The sequence below is a fragment of the Streptomyces sp. NPDC104381 genome, assembly GCF_055583745.1.
Genome location: NZ_JBVJNK010000001.1, coordinates 197,418 through 214,528, shown reverse-complemented (window position 1 = coordinate 214,528; position 17,111 = coordinate 197,418). Strand labels below are relative to the sequence as shown.

Here is a 17,111-nt window from a genome sequence, read left to right as displayed (position 1 = left end):
GCGCGCCCCGGTGTGGTGGGGCGCGGGCCAGGTCGGGCCGGGGGGGTGGGGGCTACCGGCCCGGCCCGGTGTGGTGTGCCATCCCGCCGCCCCCCCCCCCCCCGGGGGGGGCCCCCACGCCGCACAATCCCCGTCGCGACCACCCTTTTCGTCATTCGAACTGCCGTACTTTAGGACGGCGTCGTCCTGGATTGTCGACGGACGTGTAACACGGGTTATCGCGCGGCGAGCCTGCGGGAACCTCCCCGGCATGACCCAGAACACCCCGCTGTCCCCCCGCCCCGTCCACGAAGTCGCCCACCGCGTGCGGTCGTCCGCCCAGTTGCGCACCCAGGGGGTGTCCGCCGCGCAGACCGCCGCCCAGTGCCTGCCCGGCGGTCCCTGGCAGCAGCTGCTCCCCGGCGTGTACCTCCTGCACCCGGGTGAGCCCACGGACGACGACCGGGTGCGCGGGGCCCTGCTGTACGCCGGACGCCCGCCGGCCGGGGCCCGCCGGACGGTGCCGGCCCAGTCGGGGCCGGGCTACGGCGAGGCCATGGTCACGGGCCTGGCCGCCCTGGCCCTCTACGGCTTCACCTCGGCGCCCCCCGGGATCGCGCTGCACCGGATCGACGTGCTGGTGCCGCGCACCAGGCGGCTGCGCTCCACCCGGTTCGTCCAGGTGACCCGGGCGGCCGTGCTGCCCCGGCCGCAGCGCCGGCTCGGGGTGCCGCTGGCCCCGGTGGAGCGGGCCCTCGCCGACGCGGTGGCCTCGCTCGCGGACGCCTCGACGGTGCGCCGCATCCTGACGGAGGCGGTGCGCGGCGGGCACTGCGAACCGGCGTCCGTCGTACGGGAGCTGAACGAGGCCAAGCTGCTGGGCCGCGCGCACGTCGTGGACGCGGTGGACGCGCTGCTCGTCGAGGGGCGGGCGATGGCGGAGGGCCGGCTGTACGAGATGGTGCGCGCCCACCGGCTGCCCCAGCCGCTGTGGAACGTGGAGCTGTCCCTGCCGGGCGGCCGCTTCCTGGGAGGGATGGACGCGTACTGGCCGGAACACGCGGTGGCGCTCGAACTGGGCAGCCGCTCCCCCCGGGAGGAGCACGTCTCGTACGCCGCCGAGCGGGAGCACCTGGAGCGGCTCGGGGTGACGGTGGTGCGGGTGACGCCGAAGCAGCTGCGGGACTCGACGGCACAGCTGTCGGTGGTGCTGCGTACGGCGATGATGGCGGCCGAGGACCGGGATCCGGCGGCGTACGTGGTGGTCACGCCGCGGTGAGTGGCGCAATGGCCCCGGTGGCGGATCTACGCCATGTCGCTCTCTCGTCCTCGTCAACTCTCCACAAACCCCTGTCATTTACGAAAGGCTGAGCGGTCATCCGGTACCGAATTCCGGACTCTCTCTTTCTTTCACCCACAGGGATGCTGATGACCAAGGAATCCCCCAGCTCCATACCCGGGGCGAGACGCGCGGCGCGCATGGCCGCCGCAGCCGGTCTGGCGGCCGCGCTGGCCGCCTCCGGCGCCGCCCCGGTCTTCGCCGCCGACGACCCGGCGGCCTCCCCCGTGAAGCCCTCCGCCACGAGCACGAACGGCGACAAGCTGGGCGAGGCCGACGCCGATGTGCTGGCGAAGGCCGAGGCCAAGGGCGAGAAGAACATCACGATGATGGTCGCCACCACCCCCGGCGCGACCGAGAAGGTCGCCGAACAGCTGGACGCCGTCAAGGGGTCCGTGCTGGGGCAGACGTACGACAAGCTCGGCTACGTCCGGGCGACCGTGCCGACCGCGACCGCCGAGGCCACCATCAAGGCCGCGCAGAAGCTGTCGTCGGTCCAGGGCATCGATCTCAAGCAGGAGATCAAGCTGGACGACCCGACGCCCAAGGGCGACCGGGCCGCCGGGGCGAAGCAGCCGAAGGCCACGGGCAGTTACGCGGCGCCGAACAAGAAGACGCCCGCGAAGAACCCGTACAACCCGTCCTTCGAGACGGGCGCGGTCGACTTCGTCAAGCAGCACCCGAAGGCGGACGGCCGCGGGATCACCATCGGTGTCCTGGACTCCGGTGTCGACCTCGGTCACCCCGCGCTCCAGAAGACCACCACCGGCGAGCGCAAGATCGTCGACTGGGTGACGGCGACCGACCCCGTCAGCGACGGCGACGGCACCTGGCTGCGGATGGACCAGGTCGTGTCGGGCCCGACGTTCACGAGCGGCGGCACGACGTACTCCGCGCCGAAGGGTTCGTACGCCTTCCGCGTCTTCAAGGAGTCCGCGACCCGCGGCGGCGACATGGCGGGCGACCTCAACCGCGACGGTGACACCACCGACCAGTGGGGCGTGCTGTACGACCCGGTCACCGGCACCACGCGGGTCGACCTGAACAACAACGCGGACTTCGGTGACGACGCCGTCCTGAAGCCGTACAAGGAGAAGCACCAGGTCTCCTACTTCGGTACGGACGACCCGCGGACCGACGTCGTCGAGCGCATCCCGTTCGTCGTCGAGACCCGCAAGAGCGTCGTCGTCGACGCGGCCGGCAAGACCGCCGACTACGTCAACATCGGGGTCATCGAGAGCGAGCACGGCACGCACGTCGCGGGCATCACCGCGGCCAACGGCCTGTTCGGCGGCGCGATGAACGGTGCGGCGCCCGGCGCCAAGATCGTCTCCTCGCGTGCCTGCACCTGGTCCGGCGGCTGCACCAACATCGCGCTGACCGAGGGCATGATCGACCTCGTCGTCAACCGCGGCGTCGACGTCGTCAACATGTCGATCGGCGGCCTGCCGCCGCTCAACGACGGCAACAACGCCCGCGCCGAGCTCTACAAGCGGCTCATCGACATCTACGGCGTCCAGCTGGTCATCTCGGCCGGCAACGACGGCCCCGGTGTCAACACCATCGGTGACCCCGGCCTCGCCGACCACGTCATCTCGGTGGGCGCGTCCATCTCCAAGGAGACCTGGGCGGCCAACTACGGCTCGAACGTCACCAAGAAGTACGACATGCTGCCCTTCTCCTCGCGCGGTCCGCGTGAGGACGGCGGCTTCGCGCCGATCCTGACCGCCCCGGGCGCCTCGATCAACACCACCCAGACCTGGCTGCCCGGCGGTCCGGTCAAGGAGGCGGGCTACTCGCTGCCGGCCGGCTACTCCATGCTGCAGGGCACCTCGATGTCCTCGCCGCAGGCCGCCGGCGCGACGGCGCTGCTGCTGTCCGCCGCGAAGCAGAAGCACATCGAGCTGCCCCCGGCCGATCTGCGGACCGCGCTGACCAGCACCGCCACCCACATCGACGGGGTGCCCGCGCACGCCCAGGGTTCCGGTCTGATCAACATCGTCGGTGCCTGGAAGCAGATCGAGAAGAAGGGCAGCCCGGCGCACGAGTACACCGTGAAGGCGCCGGTCGACACCGCGATCGACTTCGCGCTGAAGACCCCGGGCTTCGGCACCGGCCTGTACGACCGTGAGGGCGGCCTGAAGGCCGGCCAGAAGAAGTCGTACGACGTCACCGTCACCCGCACCACGGGCCCGGACAAGGCCGTCAAGCACAAGCTGTCGTGGAAGAACAACGACGGCACCTTCACCCTGACCGGTCCGGGCACCGTCTCGCTGCCGCTCGGCAAGCCGGTGACCGTCAAGGTCCAGGCGAAGCCCCGCACGGCGGGCGTCCACAGCGCGATCCTGCTGGTGGACGACGCGAAGACCAAGGGCGTGGACCAGCAGATCCTCTCCACGGTGGTCGTCGCCAAGGAGCTGGTGAAGCCGGGGTACGCGTTCTCGACGAGCGGCTCGGTGCAGCGCAACGGCACCACGTCGTACTTCCTGAACGTCCCGGAGGGCGCCGAGACCCTGGAGGTCGCGCTGAGCGCCCTGCGCTCGGGCAGCCAGACGCGGTTCATCTCCATCCACCCCTACGGGGTCGCGGTGGAGGACAGCTCCACGATCTACTGCTACCCGAACTACGAGAACCCGACGAACACCTGCCGTCCGGACACGCGCTCCTACAAGGACCCGCAGCCGGGCGTCTGGGAGGTCGAGGTCGAGGCCCGCCGTACGTCGCCGCTGCTGGACAACCCGTACAAGCTGGATGTCTCGCTCCTCGGCGCCTCCTTCGACCCGGCGGTGCAGACCATCGCCGAGGCGAAGATCGGCACCCCGGCCGCGGTGGACTGGACGGTGACCAACAACGCGGGTGACCTGGAGGGCTCCCTGAAGGGCGGCTCGCTGGGCTCGGCCGACGTCGAGCGCCCGTCGATCTCGACGGGCGGCGAGTACGTCAAGGAGGTGACCATCGGCGAGGGAGTGGAGAAGCTCGACATCGCCGTGGGCAACACCTCCGACGCCAACGCCGACATCGACCTGTACGTCCTCAAGGACGGCACCCAGGTCGGCGCCTCGACGACGGCGGGCTCGGAGGAGTCGGTCAGCCTGGTGAACCCGGCGGCCGGCACCTACACCGTCGTCATCGACGGCTACTCGGTCCCGGCGGGGACCACCGAGTACGACTACCGCGACGTGTACTACGCGTCGTCGCTCGGTGAGATCAAGGTCGACGAGTCCAAGGCCGTGAAGCTGGCCAACGGCGCGTCCGCCCAGGTCGGGGCCGAGGTCGTGGTCGCCGGAGCGGCTCCCGAGGGCCGGCAGTTCTTCGGCGAGGTCCAGCTGGTGAACGCCCGCGGCACCGCGGCGGGCACCGGCAGCGTCGTGATCGAGAAGGTCGCGCCGTAACCGGAACGGCCGTGTGATCCGTACGACACCGCACGACTGTGGGGCGGGTGCTCTCAAGGGCTCCCGCCCCACAGCTCTGTGCGCGGTGCGTCCGCCTGCCGGACAATGGATTGGACAAGGAAGCCGTGGACATACGCATCATGGACCGGCAACGTGCCCGTTCGCATCTGTGAGGGAGTCCCCGTGAAGGTCGGAATCGTCGGCGCCACCGGTCAGGTCGGCACAGTCATGCGCAGGATCCTGGCCGAGCGGAAGTTCCCCGTCGCCGAACTGCGGCTCTTCGCCTCCGCGCGCTCCGCGGGCTCCACGATCTCCTACGAGGGCCAGGACATCACCGTCGAGGACGCCTCCACGGCGGACTACACCGGCCTCGACATCGTCCTGTTCTCCGCCGGTGGCGCGACCTCGAAGGCACTCGCCGAGAAGGTCGCCTCGCAGGGTGCCGTCGTGATCGACAACTCCTCCGCCTGGCGCAAGGACCCCGAGGTCCCGCTGGTGGTCTCCGAGGTCAACGCGCACGCGATCGCGAACCGCCCCAAGGGCATCATCGCCAACCCGAACTGCACCACGATGGCCGCCATGCCCGTCCTGCGCCCGCTGCACGACGAGGCGCAGCTCGACGCGCTGACCGTCGCGACCTACCAGGCCGTGTCCGGCTCCGGTGTCGCCGGTGTCGCGGAGCTGCACGGCCAGGCGTCCAAGGTCGTCGCCGAGGCGGACAAGCTGACGCACGACGGCGACGCGGTCGACTTCCCCGAGCCGGCCGTCTACAAGCGCCCGATCGCCTTCAACGTGCTGCCGCTCGCCGGCTCGATCGTCGACGACGGCTCCTTCGAGACGGACGAGGAGCAGAAGCTCCGCAACGAGTCCCGCAAGATCCTGGAGATCCCGGAGCTCAAGGTGTCCGGCACCTGCGTCCGGGTCCCGGTCTTCTCGGGCCACTCGCTCCAGATCAACGCCCGTTTCGCCCGGCCGATCAGCGTCGAGCGCGCCTACGAGCTGCTCGAGGACGCCGAGGGCGTCGAGCTCTCCGAGATCCCGACCCCGCTCCAGGCGGCCGGCAAGGACGCCTCCTACGTGGGCCGCATCCGCGTCGACGAGACCGTCGAGCACGGTCTGGCGCTGTTCGTCTCCAACGACAACCTGCGCAAGGGCGCCGCGCTGAACGCCGTCCAGATCGCGGAGCTGGTGGCGGCGGAGCTCAAGGGCTGACGCCCTCGACCCACCCGTGCGAGGGGGCGGCCACCGGGATCCGGTGGCCGCCCCCTCGTGTCTGTTCCGCCCTCAGAGCGCGAGGTGCCTGCGCAGGGCTGTGTCGATCTCGGCCATGCGCTGCCGGGGGACGGCGCCGACGCGCTTCAGCACACGGTCCAGGGAGACCGCGCGGACCTGTTCGCACTGCGCCTTCGAGTCCCTCGACAGCCCACTCTCCGCAGCTCGGAGCAGCGCCTGAAAGGTGAGGACGCGCGAGGTGTTGGACGTCAGGGGCACGACGGTGACCACGCCCCGCCCATGCGACTCGACCGACAGGTTCGCCGCGTTGTTCGACACGATCACGGCTGGTCTGACCTTGTTGGCCTCGCTGCCCCTGGCCGGTTCCAGATCAACCAGATGAATGTCGCCTCTACGCATCAGCGATCCCGTCTCCGACCGTGCGATCCCAGAGAGCGGCATCCTCGCCCGCATCCCATTCCTCGAAGGCTTCGGTGTACTCCGCCTCCAGCCCCGCCTCGCGCAGCAACTCGATGGCGGCGTGTATCACCGCCGACCGGGAGTCAGCGTCGGTCTTCGCGGCGTACTCGTCGACGAAGGCGACATCCTCCTGCGGCAGGCTCACACTGATCTTCATGCCATCAATCCTACCAAGGTAGGAACAATGTAGCCACCCGTCGGTGCTACCCCCGCCGTACCACCATCGGCCCGGCGGAAAACGGACATCGCGCTGGGCCCACCCCGCGTGGAAGGATGACCGGAAACATCGCATATCAAGGAGATGACCGCGTGCCTGGCACGAATCTGACCCGCGAAGAGGCACAGGAGCGGGCGCGCCTGCTGACCGTGGACGCGTACGAGATCGATCTCGACCTCTCCGGCGCACAGGAGGGCGGCACCTACAGGTCCGTCACCACCGTGCGCTTCGACTCCGCCGAAGCCGGTGCGGAGACCTTCATCGACCTGGTCGCCCCCGCGGTGCACGACATCGTGCTGAACGGCAAGGACCTGGACATCGCCGCCGTCTTCCGGGACTCGCGGATCACGCTGAAGCACCTCCAGGCCGGCACGAACGAGCTGAAGGTCGTCGCCGACTGCTCGTACACCAACACCGGCGAGGGCCTGCACCGCTTCGTCGACCCGGTCGACGAGCAGGCCTACCTGTACACCCAGTTCGAGGTCCCGGACGCCCGCCGGGTGTTCGCGAGCTTCGAGCAGCCCGACCTGAAGGCGACCTTCCGGTTCACCGTGAAGGCGCCCTCCGGCTGGACGGTGATCTCCAACTCGCCGACGCCCGAGCCCGTGGACGACGTCTGGTCGTTCGAGCCGACGCCGCGCATCTCCACGTACATCACGGCCCTGATCGCCGGTCCGTACCACGCGGTGCACAGCAGCTACGAGAAGGACGGCCGGTCCGTGCCGCTCGGCATCTACTGCCGTCCGTCGCTGGCCGAGTACCTCGACGCGGACGAGATCTTCGCGGTCACGCGGCAGGGCTTCGACTGGTTCCAGGAGAAGTTCGACTACGCGTACCCCTTCGCCAAGTACGACCAGCTCTTCGTCCCCGAGTTCAACGCCGGGGCCATGGAGAACGCGGGCGCGGTCACCATCCGCGACCAGTACGTCTTCCGCTCGAAGGTCACCGACGCGGCCTACGAGACGCGCGCCGAGACGATCCTCCACGAGCTGGCCCACATGTGGTTCGGCGACCTGGTCACCATGGAGTGGTGGAACGACCTCTGGCTGAACGAGTCGTTCGCCACGTACACCTCCATCGCGTGCCAGGCCGACGCGGAGGGCTCGAAGTGGCCGCACTCCTGGACCACGTTCGCCAACTCCATGAAGACCTGGGCGTACCGGCAGGACCAGCTGCCGTCGACGCACCCGATCATGGCGGACATCCAGGACCTCGACGACGTCCTGGTGAACTTCGACGGGATCACGTACGCGAAGGGCGCCTCGGTCCTGAAGCAGCTCGTCGCGTACGTCGGCAAGGACGCGTTCTTCCAGGGCGTGCAGGCCTACTTCAAGGCCCACGCGTTCGGGAACACCCGCCTGGCGGATCTGCTGGGCGCGCTGGAGGAGACCTCCGGGCGTGACCTGAAGACCTGGTCGAAGGCATGGCTGGAGACGGCCGGCATCAACATCCTGCGCCCGGAGATCGAGACCGACGGGAACGGCCACGTCACCTCGTTCACCGTGCTCCAGGAGGCACCCGCGCTGCCCGCCGGCGCGAAGGGCGAGCCGACGCTGCGCCCGCACCGGATCGCCATCGGCTGCTACGACCTCGACGGCGCCGGCAAGCTGGTCCGCACGGACCGGATCGAGCTGGACGTCGAGGGCGAGCGCACCACCGTGCCGTTCCCGGCCGGCACGCCGCGCCCGGCGGTCGTCCTGCTCAACGACGACGACCTGTCGTACGCGAAGGTCCGCCTCGACGAGGAGTCGCTGCGGGTCGTCACGGCCCACCTGGGTGACTTCGCCGAGTCCCTGCCGCGTGCGCTGAGCTGGGCCTCGGCCTGGGACATGACGCGCGACGGCGAGCTGGCGACGCGTGACTACCTCGCGCTGGTCCTCTCGGGGATCGGCAAGGAGACGGACATCGGCGTCGTGCAGTCGCTGCACCGCCAGGTGAAGCTGGCCCTGGACCTCTACGCCGCCCCGGAGTGGCGCGAGGCGGGCCTGAACCAGTGGACCGAGGCGACGCTGGCGCACCTGCGCGCGGCGGAGCCGGGCGGCGACCACCAGCTGGCGTGGGCCCGCGCCTTCGCGGCGACGGCCCGCAGCCCGCTCCACCTGGACGTGCTGCAGTCGCTGCTGGACGGCACCCAGGAGATCGAGGGCCTGGCCGTCGACACGGAGCTCCGCTGGGCGTTCGTGCAGCGCCTCGCGGCGACGGGCCTCATCGACGAGGAGGAGATCGCCGCCGAGTACGAGCGCGACAGGACGGCCGCGGGTGAGCGGCACGCGGCGTCCGCACGGGCGGCCCAGCCCTCCGAGGAGGCGAAGGCCGAGGCATGGGCGTCGGTCGTCGAGTCGGACAAGCTGCCGAACTCCCTCCAGGAGTCGGTGATCGTCGGCTTCGTGCAGACCGAACAGCGTGAGCTGCTGGCGCCGTACGCGGAGAAGTTCTTCGCGGCGGTCAAGGACGTCTGGGACACGCGGAGCCACGAGATGGCCCAGCAGATCGCGGTCGGTCTCTACCCGTCGCTCCAGGTCTCGCAGGAGACCCTGGACGCCACGGACGCATGGCTGGACTCGGCGCGGCCGAGCGCCGCGCTGCGCCGGCTGATGTCGGAGTCGCGGTCGGGCGTGGAGCGGGCGCTGAAGGCCCAGGCGGCGGACGCCGCCGCGGCCACCGCGTAGCGGAGACCCGCACACGGTCAGGGGGCGTCTCCGGCGGGGGCGCCCCCTTCGTGGTACCGGGTCCTGGGACCGGCTCAGCGGAGGCAGGCGGCGAGCAGGGCGATGTCGTCCGTCTTGCCCTTGCCGAACATCGCCAGCAGGTGGTCGCACAGCTCCTCGACCTCGGCTGGTGCCCGGGAGAAGGTGCCGCTCAGGGCCTCCAGGCTCTCGTCGAGGTCTTCCCGGGGGACCTCGACGAGGCCGTCGGTCAGCAGCAGGAGCGTGGAGTTCTCCGGCACGTCGTGGCGCACGACCTGAGGGTGCGGCAGGTTGAGCCCGAGGAGCGGCCCGTGCTCGCTCAGGTAGCGGGTGGATCCGTCCGGGTGACGCAGCAGGGGCGGTATGTGGCCGGCGTTGGCCACCTGGATCCGCCGACCGCCGGGCTCCACGAGCACGAGACAGACGGTGACGGTCATGGACGGCCGCAGCCGCACCAGGAGGGCGTCCAGGTTCGTCAGGAGGGACTGAGGGGTGTGCCCCTCGATGGCGTAGGCCCGCAGGGCGTGCCGGATCTCGCCCATGATCATGGCGGCCTTGAGCGAGTGCCCGGCCACGTCCCCGATGGCCAGCAGCAGACCGTCCGGGGTCTGGATGGCCTCGTAGAAGTCGCCGCCGATCTCCGCGTCGTCCGCGGCGGGTTCGTAGCGTACGGCCATGTCCACACCGGGCACCTCGGGGAGCCTGTCCGGCAGGAAGCTGCGCTGGAGGGTGAGGACCAGCGCGTGTTCCTCGCTGCGCGTACGCAGGGCTTCCAGGGCCAGCGCGCAGGCCTGCGCCAGCTGCGACAGGAGCTCACGGTCGTCGGTGCCGGCCAGCGCCGTGGCGGCGACGGCGAACGCGACGGCGGGCCGGCCCCGCTTCGTACGGGCGAGGGTCAGGGCGACCTGCCCGGGGAACACGTCCGCCCGGCCGTCTCCCGCGTGGCCGGTGAGCGCGCGCCATTCCGCGTCGGACAGGAGCACCGTCTCCGTCCCGGTCCGTTCGCCGAGGGCCCGCTCGGTCAGGGCGTCCAACAGCCGTGATCCCTCGTGGACGCCGGTGACCGACGGCTCCGCGTCCCCGGGGCGGGGGCTCACCCCGGCCCGGGCGAGGTGGAGCGTCCGGTTGTCGGGGCTGAGTCCCACGGCGACGGCCGGCGACTCCATGAGCGCGGCCGCACCGGCCGCCGCCGCGGCGACGAACGTCTCCCCGTCCCGGGCGGCGTACACGGCCAGGGTGCTGCTGTTCAGCGCGGCCACCCGGGTGGCGAGCCGCTCCGCACGGCGCCGGGCGCGGGCGTAGCGCAGTGCCGCGGTGACCGTGGCCAGCAGTTCGTCCGGGGCGATCGGCTCGGTGAGGTAGGCGTCGGCACCGCGGTGGAGGCCCTGGGTGCGGTCGCTCAGCTCGATGGCCGTCGCGGAGACGTGGATGACCGGCAGCGAGGCGGTCCGGGGGTCGGCCTTGATCTGCTCGCACACCTCGAAGCCGCTCATGTCGGGCAGCCTCACGTCGACGACGGCCAGCTCGGGCAGCTCGCCGTCGGGAGCACCGGCGAGCAGGGCCAGGCCCTCCGTCCCGTCGGAGGCCTCCACCACCGTGTGGCCGACCCGCCGGAGCCAGCTGCTGACGATGTAGCGGTTCGTGTCGTTGTCGTCCAGCACCAGCACCTTCGCGGCGGCGCTGTCCTGGGACAGATGCGTACTCATGCGGTGCCGTCCTTCCCGTCCCCTCCCGGCAGGGCGGGCGTGACGTGTTCCGAGAGGGCCGCGACCAGCTTGGGCAGGGTGATCGTGGACTTCCCGAGGACCGCCCGTGCGTGCGTGAGCCGGTCCTGGTCCAGGTCCTCGGGGGGTGTGGAGGTGAGGATGACGACGGGGACGGCGCGCAGCTCGGGGTCCGCCGCGAGCTGCGCCAGCACCGCGTAGCCGTCGAGGTCGGGCAGGTGCAGATCGAGCAGGACGGCGTCCGGGCGCTCACGGCGCACGACCGAGCTGGCCAGTCCACCCTCGCCCACCTCGACCACCCGTCCGGCGAGCCGGTCCAGGAGGGGGCGGATCGTGGCACGGAAGGCGTCGTCGTCGTCGACGGTGACGAGGGCGGCCACCAGCGGTGCCGGCGTCTCCTGGTCGTCGGGCCCCGCCGTGGCCGGCCCGTCGGCGGGCAGCCGTACGGTGACCACGGTCCCGGACCCCGGGCTGCTGGTCAGCGAGAGCCGGCCGCCGAGGAGCTCGGTGAGCCGCCGTGCGTAGGGCAGGCCGAGGCCGGTCCCGGAGCGCCCGCGCTGGTGCGGTCCCCGTACCTGGTAGAACTCCTCGAAGATCTGCTGCTGCTCCTCCTCGGGGATGCCGATGCCGGTGTCCGACACGGTGAAGACGACCTGGTCGCCCTCGGGGCCGTCCTCCCGGGTGACGTCGAGGCGCACGGTCCCGGCGGGCGTGAACTTCAGTGCGTTGGACAGCAGATTGCGCAGGATGCGGGTGAGCATGACCTCGTCGCTGACGATCCGCGCGTCGGACTCGGCCACGATGAGTTCGGCGGCGCCCGCGGTCCCGTAGCCGCGCAGGGTGCCCCGCAGCTGCCCGAGGGCCACGCGCAGGTTCACCACCGCCCAGGTGGGCTCCAGGCGTCCGGACTCCGCCTTGGCGACGTCCAGGAGTTCGTCGACGAGGGCGAGCAGGGTCGCTCCCGAGGCGGAGATGAGGGAGACCTGCCGGCGCTGCTCCTCGTCGAGGCGTTCCACGTCGAATTCGAGCAGCATCCGGGCCAGCCCGACGACGGAGTTGACCGGCGTACGGAGCTCGTGGCTGACATTGGCCCAGAATCTGGTCTTGGCCTCGCTCGCCTCGCGCAGCTGGCGGGACTTGTCCTCCAGTTCGGCGTAGAGGGCCACGACGCCGCGGTTGGTCTCCTCCAGCTCCTCCGAGAGCTCGGAGTAGAGCGCCACGACCCCCCGGTTGGTCTCCTCCAGCTCATCGTTCAGCCGGCGGAGTTCCTCGCGCTGTGCCCTGGACTCCTCCAGAGCGGCGATCAGGTCACTGGTCTGCGCGCGGGTGTCGTCCAGCACGCTGATGCCCTTGTGCGCCAGCATGGCCTCCCTGGCCTGCTGGACGGACTCGGCCGTCCGGGCTTCCCCGGCGATCTGCTGCTCGATCGCCACCGTCCGCTCCGGCGGGGTGTGCCGGAGCGGGACGAGGCGGGCCGCCGCTCTCATGGCCTCCTCGCCGGGCCCACGGCCGTCCTGCCAGGACATGGCGACCCGCAGGACGGGCCGCGGGCTGCTGACGACACCGAAACTGACGGTCAGTCCGGAGCACCCCAGCAGGTCCCTGCCGAGTTCGCTCAGCGCGGTCGCCAGACGGATCTGGTCCTGGTTGTCCACCCCGAGCGCCTCGGCCGCCGACTTGCCGCTGCGGCGCAGCACGAACACGTCCTGCTCCGTCGCGAGGGCGAACGAGACGAGGGGGTCGGCCTCCTGGGCCGCGAAGGTGTTCACCAAGGTCCTTTCGCCACGACGACACCCGCGTCGTCACGCCGTACGCCCGCCTCACGCAGGAGCTGGGCGGCGGCCACCAGCGGCGAGTGCTCCAGGAACCCGGGCAGCGCCGCCGCCTGCCAGCGTTCGGTGAGACCGTCGGAGTGCATGATCACGGCGCCGTCCCGGGGCAGCCGCTGCCGTACGGACCGCAGGGTCGGCAGGTGGTGGCCCACGATGCCGGGGGCCGACGCCAGGGAACGGCGGGTGCCCGTCGCGGGGTCCACGACGAAGGTGCTGACGTTCCCGACGCCGCAGAAGTACACGCTCCGCTCGCCCGGTTCGATGCGTACGACGGCGACGGCGCCCCCTCTGCCCCCGCGCAGCGCCTTGTGGACGTCCATGACGATCGCGTCGGGCTGCCGGGCGTCCGAGTCGCGGAAGGCTGCCACCGCCGCCTGCGCGGCCCGGCCGGCCAGGGGCCCGTGCCCCAGTCCGTCGCAGAAGAGCACCAGCAGAGCCGGCTCGTCCGCGCCGGAACCGGCCCGGACGTCCCGGGGCACCGCGGCCGGGTGCCGTGAACCGTCCGGGTACAGCTGGTCGTCCGTGCCCCGCGGCCCGTCCGCGTGCCGCGAGCCGTCCGCCGTACGCCGGAAGCCGGTCAGCTGCGCCCATCCCAGAGGGTCCTCCGACGGCGGGGCCGAGGAGGGCGTCAGGGTCTGCCGCCGGTCACCCCCGCCGTCGGCCGGGACGCCGGCCCGGCGGGCGGCCCAGGCGTCCCCGCACACGTCCTCCCCGGTGATCGCCCTCGTCAGGCCCTCCACCACGGGGTTCCCGGATACGGCGATGCGGCGTGCCGCCTCCTTCGTCCAGAAGCGCGCGGTCAGTACGGTGCCCCGGCCGGGCAGGGAGTGCAGGTCGAAGAAGTCGGCGAGGCGGGAGATGGTGCCCAGGCCGATGCCGAGGGTGCCCGAGGTCGACGTGCCGTCGGCGAGCGCGGAGGTGACGTCCGCCATCCCCGGTCCCTCGTCGGTCGTGACGAATTCGAGCCCGGCGTCGCTCGGCGTCCTGACCGTACGCAGCAGGAACGCCCCGTCGACAGCGTACTTGCGCAGATTGGTCGCGGCCTCGCTCACGGCCAGGGCGACCTCGGCGCACCGCTGCTCGTCGAAACCGATGCGCCTGGCCAGCGAGACCGCCGCGACCCGGGCCGCGGTGGGGAGCTCCTCCTGGTCCCGGAGCCAGACGACGTCCTCCGCGTCCAGGACCGCCGGGATCAGCGAGCCCACTTGGTCACCGCGACCTGGGTTCCGCTGCCGACCTCGGTGTCCAGGGCGAAGTCGTCGACCAGGCGGCGTGCCCCGCTCAGCCCCAGCCCGAGACCGCCCCCGGAGGTCCATCCGTCGGTCAGCGCCTGGTCGACGTCGGGAATGCCGGGGCCGGAGTCCTCGAACACCGCGGTCACACCGACCCGGCTGTCACGGCGGACCAGTCCGACGCGCATGACTCCCCCGCCGCCGTAGACCAGGGTGTTCCGCGCGAGTTCGCTCGCGGCGGTGACGAGCTTGGTCTGGTCGACGAGCGAGAGCTTGCAGCGCTGGGCGAGCGAGCGCACCAGCTGACGTGCCCGGACCACGTCGTCGTTGGAGCTGATGGGGACGGTCTCGTGATCGGCGTCGGGGACGGGCTGGAGCCCGTTCATCGCTGCGCCGGGCGGGTGGTGTCCCGCCGGGCCAGGATGTCCAGCCCCTTCTCCAGTGTCAGAGCGGTACGCACGCCTCCGAGCGACAGCCCGAGCTCCACCAGCGTGATGGCGACGGCGGGCCTCATGCCCACGACGACGGTCTGCGCGTCGAGCATGCGGGAGATGGCCGCCGTGGTCGCCAGCATGCGGCCGACGAAGGAGTCGACGATCTCGACGGCGGTGATGTCGATGACCACCCCGGTGGCCCCGGATTCGACGATGCGGGCCGCCAGGTCGTCCTGGAGCTCCAGGACGACCTGGTCCTCCAGCTCGACCTGGATGGAGACGAGGAGCACGTCACCGATCTTGAGTACGGGTACGCGTTCGGTCACGCCAGGCCACCGGGCTGTGCGACCACCGCGCTGCTGCCGCGCAGCGCGTGCTTGAGGGCGTCGGCCAGCGACGACTTGGTGACGATGTCGCCGAACTGGATCCCGAGGGCGACGATCGTCTGGGCGATCTGCGGGCGGATACCGGAGATGATGCACTCGGCACCCATCAGCCGGGCGGCCACCACCGTCTTGAGCAGGTGCTGGGCGACCTCGGTGTCCACCGCCGGCACACCCGTGATGTCGATGATCGCCTGGTCCGACCCGGTGTCGACGAGGGCCTGGAGCAGCTTCTCCATCACCACCTGGGTCCGGGCCGAGTCCAGGGTGCCCACCAGCGGAACGGCGACCACGCCGTCCCACAGCTTCACCACAGGGGTCGAGAGTTCCATCAGCTGCTCGGCCTGAGCGCTGATGATCTCCTCACGCGTCCTGGCGTACACCTCGATCGTGAACAGACCGAGCGCGTCGATGAGTTTGCTCAGCCGGAGGTAGGCGAGGATGTCCGCCGCCGGAGTGTCCTCCGTGGGCGCGAGGACGTCCTTGGCCGCCAGCACGCTGGTGGCGGTCTCGGTCGGGGTGAAGCCCTGACGGGCGCGTGCGCGGGAGAGCTCGGCGAGGAGCGCCCGCGTCTCCGCGAAGGCGTCCCCCTGCCAGTCGAACCCGCCGGCGCGCAGGCCCGACACCAGGGCGTCGTAGAGCTCGCGGAGTTCGCGGTCGAGTTCCGCGAGCGAGATGCGTCCGCGCAGGGTACGCGAGACGGTCTCCACCCAGACCGCGGCGAGCGACTCCTGCTGCGCCGACAGCAGCTCGACGAGCCTGCCCGATATGTCTTGTTCGGTCACCGAGATGACTCCCTCTGCTTCAGCCCCGTGTGGTGCGCTGCTCGGCAGCGTAGCGCGACCACGCGTGTGCCCCTGCACCGCACCTTCACACCATGGAACCTGCGGCACGCCCGAGGGAGGAGACGTGGCCGCCCCCGCCCGGCCTCCCCGCAGGACAGCGGTGGAAGCCGCCCGGCGGGCGGGCGCCGGATGCGCAGCCGTCCGCCGGGCGGGAGTTGTGGGTGGCCCGGGGTATCAGCCCCTGGACTGCTCGTAGCGGCGGGCCAGTTCGGCCGCGCCCGTATCGGTCGGCGAGCCGTGCAGGCGCATCCGGGCCACGCCCCCGTCGGGGTAGGCGTCGAGGCGTACGTGGGTGACCACGGCCTCGGTGTCCAGGACGAAGCGGTGCACGGTGTCGGGCTGGAGCCGGGTGCGGGGCAGGATCTCGAACCACTCGCCGCTCTCGCCGTCGCGCCCCTGGAGCCCGATCCACCCGGCCGCGTTGCCCTTGAGATAGGCCGTGTCGATCTCGACCGCGCGCACCGCGCCCTGGGCGGGCAGCCGGAAACGCACCCAGTCGTTGGTGTCGCGGACCCGGCGGCGGCGGTTCTCCCAGCCGTCGTCCATCTTGCGGGAGGTGCCGGGCAGGATGATCTGGGCCGGCGAGGAGTAGAAGCGGTCGGAGGCGTCCTCGTACGTGCCGCCGTTCAGGATCGAGATCAGGTCGACGGTGCCGAGCGCCGCGAGCCAGGCCGGGTCGGGGACGACCTCGCCGTGGACCCGGAGGCGGGCGATGCCGCCGTCGGGGTGCTGGCAGATCCGCAGGTGGGTGTAGCGGCGGCCACCGGTGACCTCGAAGCCGTTGGCGGCGTGGCCGCGCACGGGGGTCGGCGGGACCAGCTCCTCCCACTTCACGTCGTCGGCGAGGAGCTCCTCCGGGCCCGGGGCGCCTTCCACGGACGTCGCCTGGACGGAGACGCGCTGAGGGTAGTTGCCGCGGAAGTGGGCGGTGTCGACGACGACGCCGCGGATGATCCCGGGGGCGCCCAGCCGGACGATCGCCCAGTCGTGGTCCTCGGGCGCGGGGAAGGGGTTCCCCCCGTCCGCGCCCCGGCGGCGGCGGGTCTCCCAGCCGTCCATGATCTTGCCCTTGTGGCCGAAGCGCTCCGGGTCGAAGACCGCGCGTTCGCGGATCAGGAGGTTCTCGCGCTCGGCGAAGAACTCGTCGTTGGCCGCGATCACCCCCGCGCCGAGGCGGCGGTCCGCGAGGTCGGTCAGTCCGGTGAACGGGAAGTCGCCCGCCCGGTAGTCGGCGTAGGGGTCGCCGCCTCCGTAGGGGGCCGCGTCGTTGGCGTGCGGGTCGGTGGAAGAGGGCTCCGTCTGGTTCTTGTCGGTGGGCATGTCCCCACTGTGCCGCCGTGCGACCGATCAGGTCC

General features: G+C 71.3%; 13 protein-coding genes. 4 read left to right on the top strand and 9 right to left on the bottom strand.

All coding sequences use genetic code 11. The features are described 5' to 3' along the window. Positions 1 to 250 precede the first annotated feature (250 nt). The 3 genes from ACZ607_RS00880 (at position 251) to ACZ607_RS00870 (ending at position 5,922) form a co-directional block, all read left to right on the top strand. On the top strand, positions 251 to 1,258 hold the full coding sequence (locus ACZ607_RS00880) for a hypothetical protein (RefSeq protein ID WP_469730414.1): 1,008 nt from the start codon (positions 251 to 253) through the stop codon (positions 1,256 to 1,258). Between the two features lie 143 nt (positions 1,259 to 1,401). Then, complete coding sequence (locus ACZ607_RS00875; RefSeq protein WP_469730413.1) at positions 1,402 to 4,710, top strand: S8 family serine peptidase; 3,309 nt, start codon at positions 1,402 to 1,404, stop codon at positions 4,708 to 4,710. Positions 4,711 to 4,893: 183 nt separating this feature from the next. Continuing rightward, positions 4,894 to 5,922: an aspartate-semialdehyde dehydrogenase gene (locus tag ACZ607_RS00870; protein ID WP_469730411.1), complete on the top strand. Its 1,029-nt coding sequence runs from the start codon at positions 4,894 to 4,896 to the stop codon at positions 5,920 to 5,922. A gap of 72 nt (positions 5,923 to 5,994) precedes the next feature. On the opposite strand, the gene ACZ607_RS00865 is transcribed toward ACZ607_RS00870, so the two are convergent. Together ACZ607_RS00865 and ACZ607_RS00860 are read right to left on the bottom strand one after the other, a co-directional pair. Further along, a complete protein-coding gene (locus ACZ607_RS00865) occupies positions 5,995 to 6,342 on the bottom strand; it encodes a type II toxin-antitoxin system PemK/MazF family toxin (protein ID WP_469730410.1) in 348 nt (115 codons plus the stop codon). Continuing rightward, complete coding sequence (locus ACZ607_RS00860) at positions 6,335 to 6,559, bottom strand: ribbon-helix-helix domain-containing protein (protein ID WP_322985210.1); 225 nt, start codon at positions 6,557 to 6,559, stop codon at positions 6,335 to 6,337. The genes ACZ607_RS00865 and ACZ607_RS00860 overlap by 8 nt, the downstream gene beginning before the upstream one ends. A 152-nt stretch (positions 6,560 to 6,711) precedes the next feature. Here ACZ607_RS00860 and pepN point away from each other — a divergent pair, with 152 nt between their 5' ends. Next, positions 6,712 to 9,288, top strand: a complete 2,577-nt coding sequence (pepN, locus tag ACZ607_RS00855) for an aminopeptidase N (protein WP_469730408.1) — start codon at positions 6,712 to 6,714, stop codon at positions 9,286 to 9,288. A 74-nt stretch (positions 9,289 to 9,362) separates the two neighbouring features. On the opposite strand, the gene ACZ607_RS00850 is transcribed toward pepN, so the two are convergent. The 7 genes from ACZ607_RS00850 to alc form a co-directional block, all read right to left on the bottom strand. Then, complete coding sequence (locus tag ACZ607_RS00850; RefSeq protein WP_469730407.1) at positions 9,363 to 11,012, bottom strand: SpoIIE family protein phosphatase; 1,650 nt, start codon at positions 11,010 to 11,012, stop codon at positions 9,363 to 9,365. After that, positions 11,009 to 12,799 carry a sensor histidine kinase gene (locus ACZ607_RS00845; protein ID WP_469730405.1) on the bottom strand — a complete coding sequence of 597 codons (1,791 nt, stop codon included), beginning with the start codon at positions 12,797 to 12,799 and terminating at the stop codon, positions 11,009 to 11,011. The genes ACZ607_RS00850 and ACZ607_RS00845 overlap by 4 nt, the downstream gene beginning before the upstream one ends. Then, the gene (locus ACZ607_RS00840) at positions 12,796 to 14,067 is read right to left on the bottom strand and encodes an ATP-binding SpoIIE family protein phosphatase (RefSeq protein ID WP_469730403.1); all 1,272 of its coding nucleotides are present in this window, start codon (positions 14,065 to 14,067) and stop codon (positions 12,796 to 12,798) included. The genes ACZ607_RS00845 and ACZ607_RS00840 overlap by 4 nt, the downstream gene beginning before the upstream one ends. After that, positions 14,055 to 14,480: an anti-sigma regulatory factor gene (locus ACZ607_RS00835; protein WP_469730401.1), complete on the bottom strand. Its 426-nt coding sequence runs from the start codon at positions 14,478 to 14,480 to the stop codon at positions 14,055 to 14,057. Before ACZ607_RS00835 ends, ACZ607_RS00840 begins: the two co-directional genes overlap by 13 nt. Further along, entirely contained in the window at positions 14,477 to 14,854 is a 378-nt protein-coding gene (locus ACZ607_RS00830) for an STAS domain-containing protein (protein ID WP_099172599.1), read from the bottom strand. The genes ACZ607_RS00835 and ACZ607_RS00830 overlap by 4 nt, the downstream gene beginning before the upstream one ends. Further along, positions 14,851 to 15,696, bottom strand: a complete 846-nt coding sequence (locus ACZ607_RS00825) for an STAS domain-containing protein (protein ID WP_469730399.1) — start codon at positions 15,694 to 15,696, stop codon at positions 14,851 to 14,853. The genes ACZ607_RS00830 and ACZ607_RS00825 overlap by 4 nt, the downstream gene beginning before the upstream one ends. A gap of 234 nt (positions 15,697 to 15,930) precedes the next feature. Next, entirely contained in the window at positions 15,931 to 17,076 is a 1,146-nt protein-coding gene (gene alc / locus ACZ607_RS00820) for an allantoicase (protein ID WP_469730397.1), read from the bottom strand. Positions 17,077 to 17,111: the final 35 nt, after the last annotated feature.